This is a genomic window from Pseudomonas sp. SDO55104_S430, assembly GCF_054070595.1.
Window position 1 is genome coordinate 1 of record NZ_JBSVXG010000292.1, and the last position, 6,038, is coordinate 6,038.

Below are 6,038 nucleotides of genomic sequence, written 5' to 3' on the forward strand. Positions count from 1 at the left end.
TTGCTCGCGAAAGCGGTGTGTCAGTCGACGTCATCATTGACTGACACACCGCATTCGCGAGCAAGCTCGGCTCCCACAGGGTTTTGTGTTGGACCGAATATCTACAGTGCCATTTCCAGCTCGGTTTCCTTGGCGAAACGATGGATTTCCCGCTGCCCCGCAGCCGTGAGCTGCAACGCTCGTGAATCCGCCGGCAACGTCAGCCAGCCGGACTGCATGAACAACTGCAACAACGCTGCTCCCAGCGACCCGCCCATGTGCGGGCGCCTTTCGCTCCAGTCCGGACAGGCGCACGCCGACTTGCCGTTACGGTGAGCCAGCGCCTGGATGAACACCCCACGCGCGGCCAGTTCCGTCGAGCCCTTGAGCGTGATCGTCACTCGCTGCTCGAACTGTTCGATCCAGCCCGCCTCCAGCAATCGCTGATACAGATCCGCAGCCAGAGTGCCGCCCAGATGGTCGTCGCACAGTCGCGCGCGCAACAACGACGAGCGCTTGGGTGGCGGGCTGGCCAGAGGTGTGCTGTGTCTGAAAATGTCCGGAATGTTCTGCGGGGTGCTGGCCAGCGTCGCACTGGCCAGCGCTTCGATCGCGGCGCCGACTTCGGGAGCCGACAGGCGGAAGAAACGCTTTCGCCCCCGGGTTTCGACCTTCAACAGCCCCCCGGTGGACAGGCGCCCCAGATGGGCGCTGGCCGAAGACGGCGACAGACCGGCCAGCAAGGCCAGTTCCTCGGCCTGTCGCGCCGTGCCGTCCATCAAGGCCCACATCATTGCGCTGCGCTTGGGGTCAGCCAGCAAGGTGGCTATCTGGCTGATACAAGGTGCATGTTCCATGAATTCACTCCCTGTTGAATCGTTCGTCTGTTGCTCTGTTCGTCTGCCGCAAGGAGACATCTTGACCACAATTGCACCGTCGGCCAATGCGTGGTTACCGCCATGAACCGCGCAAAGTCTTCGCTCACCCTGGCCATCTGCGGACTGGCTCAAAGCGGCCTCGTGTTGGCGGATGGACTTCGCCGTGGCAACTGAAGGTGCTTGCGTGAGAGGCGCTAGTATAGGCGGGCCAATCGCGGGTTTTTGCCCTCTGCAAATCCACGATGCTGATAGTTGCTGCGGGAAATTTCGCTTTTTTCCCGCGACTAATGACCGATTCCGGTGAACCCCGGAAAATGACTGCTCAACGAAGCGCATCGGCTGGCAAGCATTTCCCGAAGAAGGTTCACAGGCTTACTCAATTGTGCGCGATGGGCGCACAACAAATTCAGCGGAGCGCGCTCGCAAAGCAGTTCCGGCATCAGCACCTTCAATCGCCCCGCCAGCACATCGGCGCCTACATCGAGCCAGGATTTGTAGGCGATCCCGGCGCCCGCCAAGGCCCACAGTCGCACTACATCGGCATCGTCACTGAAGCGATCTCCGCTGACTGTCAGGCCGACCTCGCGTTTGCCGTCGTGAAAACTCCAATGGTCGTGGACCCGGCTGCCGAGCATGTAGAGCAGGCAATTGTGCTGGGCCAATTGCTCGAGCTGACGCGGCTCGCCATGCCGCGCCAGGTAGCTCGGCGCGGCGCAGAGCACGCGGCGGTTCTGCGGTGCGATGGGCAGCGCGACCAGGCTGGAATCTTCCGGTTCGCCATAGCGCAGGGCGATGTCTACCGGCTGGCGGAAAAGATCGGCGATGCGGTCCCCCAGCAACAGGCGCACCGTGAGCTTGGGATGCTCGCGCTGAAACTCGTCCAGCCACGGCAGCAGCAGGTTGCGGCCAAAGTCCGACGGCGCCGATAACTGCAACACGCCGCTGACCTGATCCTGGCCGCTGGCCAATAACCGCCGCCCCTCATCGAGATTACTCAGGGCCGCCCGGGCATATTCCAGGAAGCCCTCGCCCTCGGCGGTCAGGCGCAGGCTGCGGGTCGAGCGGGCGAGCAAACGGGCGCCGAGCTGCTGCTCGATGCGCTTCAACGCCGCACTGGCCACCGCCGCCGACATGTCCATGCCCCGCGCGGCCGCCGACAGGCTGCCCAGATCCGCCGCCCGAACGAACAACTGCAAATCATCGAAACGCAGCATTCCAAATCCATTATCAAAAAAATATTGAAAGAGCCTGCTCTTTTAGCGAGTTTTTTCTCGGGAAGAAATAGCTAATCATCCACTCATCGCCATCAGCCACCCGGAGACCGTCCATGTCCCAGCCCTTCACCGCCATTGCCACTCTCATCGCCAAACCCGGCCAGCAGGACGCGCTTGAGCAACATCTGAGGGCGCTGGTCGAACCCACCCGCGCCGAAGCCGGCTGCGGTCAATATGACTTGCACCAGGACCTGGCCAATCCGCTGGCCTTCTACATGATCGAACACTGGAGCAGTGACGAAGCGCTCCAGGCCCATGACGCGAGTGCCCACATTCAAAACTTCCGGGCCAAAGCCGCCGATTTCCTCGAACACTTCGAGCTCAAGCGTCTGCGCAGCGTCGCGTGATCAATTTTCCATACATTTGAGGAGCCACCGATGAAAGCCATTGCCTATTACGCGTCCCTGCCGATCAGCGACGAAAAATCCCTGCAGGACATCGAGCTGCCGGAGCCGGTCGCCGGCCCGCGCGACCTGCTGGTGGAAGTCAAAGCCATCTCGGTCAACCCGGTGGACACCAAGGTCCGCCAGAACGTCCAGCCCGAGGGCGGCGCAGCCAAGGTGCTGGGCTGGGACGTGGCCGGCGTGGTCAAGTCTGTTGGCAGCGAAGTGACCCTGTTCAAGGCCGGCGACAAGGTGTTCTACGCCGGCTCCATCGCCCGCGCTGGCGGCAACAGCGAGCTGCACGTGGTGGATGAGCGAATCGTCGGCCACATGCCGAAAACCCTTGGTTTCGCCGAAGCCGCCGCCCTGCCCCTGACCGCGATCACCGCCTGGGAACTGCTGTTCGAACGTCTGCAAATTCGTGAAGGAAAAACCGATGAAGGCCAGAGTCTGCTGATCGTCGGAGCCGCTGGCGGTGTCGGTTCGATCCTCACCCAACTGGCGAAGCAACTCACCGGCCTGAACGTCATCGGCACCGCGTCGCGTCCACAGACCCAGAGCTGGGTGAAGGAATTGGGCGCCGATCAGGTGATCGATCACAGCCAGCCGCTCAGTGAAGCGCTGAAAAAAGCCGGCATCCCTCAAGTGACTCACGTGGCCAGCCTGACCCAGACCGATCATCACCTCGATCAACTGATCGAAGCCCTGGCGCCGCAAGGCAAACTGGCGCTGATCGATGACCCCAAAACCCTGGACGTGACCAAGCTCAAGCGCAAGAGTCTGTCGCTGCACTGGGAGTTCATGTACACCCGTTCGCTGTTCGAAACTGCGGACATGATCGAACAGCACAAGCTGCTCGATCGCGTAGCGCAACTGGTCGATGAAGGTACGCTCAAGACCACGGTTGGCGAGCATTTTGGCACCATCAATGCGGCCAACTTGCGCCGTGCCCATGCGCTGCTGGAAAGCGGCAAGGCCAAGGGCAAGATCGTGTTGGAAGGGTTCTAAAAGGCCACAATCAAAGGATCGCAGAGCGCGCAGCGGACAAAATCATTTCCAGAAGTTGCCGCAAGCTGCGATCCTTTTGCCGTCAGTCCGAAGGTTGATCCTTGTCACAAACGCAGCGAAATTCGGGTCTACAATCGAATCCTCTGCGAGGCAATCTTTTACTTGAGGAGGTCAGCAATGAAGATCCTGATAAAAGAATTGGCGAAATCCCGGTGGCAGGTCCGCCTGGACCAACACGCCGTGACATTCCGCAGCGAAGCTGAAGCGCGCGCCTTCACCAGCACTCTCGAAGCGCGCCTGCACGCGCCCCATTACCTCCCTCAACACCAGCAACGTGCTGTCGGCTGAGTCCCCTCCTCAGACCTGGGCTTGCGCCAACGCCCGGGCATTCTGCAGACGCCGGGTGAGCATGGCCGCGCCTGCCACCAACGCTCCACACAGGCTGATGACCAGCGCCATCGGCATGGCGCTGCCGTCGTGCAAAACTCCCACCAGCGCGGCGGCGCCCGCTGCCACGCTGAATTGCAGGCAGCCAAGCAACGCCGAAGCACTGCCCGCTCTCGCACCCTGACCGTTCATCGCACAGGCAGAGGCGTTGGGAAGAATGCAACCAAGGCTGGAAATGCAGATAAACAGTGGTATCAACAACGGCCACAATTTTTCGGTGTGCAAGGCACTGACCGCCAGCAGAGTCAAACCTGCGGCAAGGTAAACCCATACCGCGCGAGCAAGGAGGAACGCCGGCCCGCGCCTGGACAACAGCCGCGCATTGACCTGGGCCACCAGAATGAAGCCTGCGGCGTTGGCGCCGAACAGCCAACCGAAATGCTCGGCCGGCACACCATAGAGTTTAATGAACACGAACGGTGAGCCGGCGATGTAGGAGAACATGCCGGCGATGGCGATACCGCCGGTCAGGGCATGGCCCAGGTACACCTGATCCTTCAGCAGACGACCGTATTGGCGCAGCGCCCCGGACAGCGGCTGGCGCGGGATATTGGCCGGCAGGCTTTCCGGCAGGCCAAACGCTACGGCCAGGCCAGCCAATGCGCTGAAACCGGTCAATGCGAGGAAGATCGACTGCCAGCCGGAGGTATTGACCAGCAACCCGCCGAGCATCGGCGCCAGAATCGGCGCCAGGCCCATCACCAGCATCAACTGCGAAAAGACCTTGGCCGCCCCCACCGCATCACATTTATCGCTGACCACCGCCCGGGAAATCACCATGCCCGCGCATCCGCCCAAGGCCTGGACGAATCGCGCGCCGATCAGCCATTCCAGACTCGGTGCATAGGCGCACGCGAAAGATGCCAAGGTGAACAGCGCGACACCGGCCAACAACGGAATGCGCCGCCCGAAGCGGTCTGCCACTGGCCCGTAACCCAATTGCCCGATGGACAAACCGAGAAAATACGCCGCCAGGGTCAGTTGAACGTGATTTTCGTCAGTGCCGAAGGCTTGCGCCATTGCCGGGAAGGCCGGCAGGTAAAAATCGATCGCCAACGGACCGAAAGCGCTCAAGGCGCCGAGAATAAGGATTGTGCGGAAATTCATCAGGCATCCAGTTGGGCAGAAGTCGGCAGGCCCGACAGTCTAGCCGCGCATGGACGCCTTGAACATTCCGATAGCTCGCTAACTATTAAAAAGATCAGGCCACCTTGACGCCGTAGCCTTCTTCGCTGATCACCGCGATCACCTGCTCAACCGACAGCGACGACTCGACACCGACTTCCTTCGCCGCCAGATCGACGCGCACGCTGGCCGCCGGATCCTTGGCCTGAACCGCTTGAGTGATGGCCCTGACGCAGTGACCGCAGGACATGCCTTCGACATTGAATACTTGCATGGTACGACTCCCTTGATGAGGCGTTTGAGTGAGATTGCAAGCAGTGTCGAGCTTGCCACCATGGCAAGGTCAAGTTCTGAAGTGATCTGCCGGGCTGGCAATTGACGCCGCGCTCGGCCAAGCTGCGTCCATTCATGTTTCGATCTCAGGAGATTCAGCCATGCGCTGGTCAGCTTTCAGCCTGTTTGGCCTGCTCGGCCTTTTCGCCGCCATGCCTTCGGCCCATGCCGCCGGGGAAGACTACGGCGTGCTGATCATTTCCCGCGAGCGACTGGAAGTCGCGACCAGTTGCGAAATCGGCGTGTACATCCACGACCAGCTGTCCGCGCGCCTGTTCCAGGAGCAAAGCACCTCGTTCAATCTGCCGCCGGGCAATATTTCCCTGCGCCTCAAGTTGCTGCCGGGCCAGGTACCGGGCTGCAACCCGGGCATGCTGGCGCCGGGTTCGCAGGACATCACGCTGCGCGCGGGTGACGTGCAGAAGTACCGGATTGCGATGACGCAGGAAGGGATGTATCTGAAGCGTACGGGGCTGGGATATTGAGTCGCCTGTCACAAATACTGTGATGTTCACAATTCCATGTGGGAGCGGGGTTTTTCGCGGGGAGGACAGCACACCCCCCCCACATGGCGCCTTCCACCCCCCCCTCTCCAACCAACCCCCCCCCCC

Annotated in this window: 8 protein-coding genes; 4 read left to right on the forward strand and 4 right to left on the reverse strand. The window is 61.2% G+C overall.

Translation table 11 applies throughout. The annotated features are described in order from the left end of the window. Positions 1-101: 101 nt before the first annotated feature. Positions 102-836, reverse strand: a complete 735-nt coding sequence (locus ACW9JE_RS27795; RefSeq protein WP_224536580.1) for an ArsR/SmtB family transcription factor — start codon at positions 834-836, stop codon at positions 102-104. Positions 837-1,141: 305 nt separating this feature from the next. Continuing rightward, positions 1,142-2,071: a LysR family transcriptional regulator gene (locus ACW9JE_RS27800; RefSeq protein ID WP_224536582.1), complete on the reverse strand. Its 930-nt coding sequence runs from the start codon at positions 2,069-2,071 to the stop codon at positions 1,142-1,144. 113 nt (positions 2,072-2,184) lie between these two features. On the opposite strand from ACW9JE_RS27800, the gene ACW9JE_RS27805 reads away from it, so the two are divergent. From ACW9JE_RS27805 to ACW9JE_RS27815, 3 genes are all read left to right on the forward strand, one after another. Beyond that, complete coding sequence (locus tag ACW9JE_RS27805; protein WP_224536584.1) at positions 2,185-2,478, forward strand: putative quinol monooxygenase; 294 nt, start codon at positions 2,185-2,187, stop codon at positions 2,476-2,478. A 30-nt stretch (positions 2,479-2,508) separates the two neighbouring features. Further along, a complete protein-coding gene (locus ACW9JE_RS27810) occupies positions 2,509-3,522 on the forward strand; it encodes a zinc-binding alcohol dehydrogenase family protein (protein WP_457434577.1) in 1,014 nt (337 codons plus the stop codon). A 177-nt stretch (positions 3,523-3,699) separates the two neighbouring features. After that, entirely contained in the window at positions 3,700-3,870 is a 171-nt protein-coding gene (locus ACW9JE_RS27815) for a hypothetical protein (protein WP_457434578.1), read from the forward strand. A gap of 9 nt (positions 3,871-3,879) precedes the next feature. On the opposite strand, the gene ACW9JE_RS27820 is transcribed toward ACW9JE_RS27815, so the two are convergent. Then, entirely contained in the window at positions 3,880-5,076 is a 1,197-nt protein-coding gene (locus ACW9JE_RS27820) for a multidrug effflux MFS transporter (RefSeq protein ID WP_457434579.1), read from the reverse strand. Positions 5,077-5,170: 94 nt separating this feature from the next. Further along, positions 5,171-5,368 (reverse strand): heavy-metal-associated domain-containing protein, encoded by a 198-nt coding sequence (locus ACW9JE_RS27825; protein ID WP_457434580.1) that lies wholly within the window; start codon positions 5,366-5,368, stop codon positions 5,171-5,173. 160 nt (positions 5,369-5,528) lie between these two features. Here ACW9JE_RS27825 and ACW9JE_RS27830 point away from each other — a divergent pair, with 160 nt between their 5' ends. Continuing rightward, positions 5,529-5,912 carry a hypothetical protein gene (locus tag ACW9JE_RS27830; protein WP_224536589.1) on the forward strand — a complete coding sequence of 128 codons (384 nt, stop codon included), beginning with the start codon at positions 5,529-5,531 and terminating at the stop codon, positions 5,910-5,912. Positions 5,913-6,038: the final 126 nt, after the last annotated feature.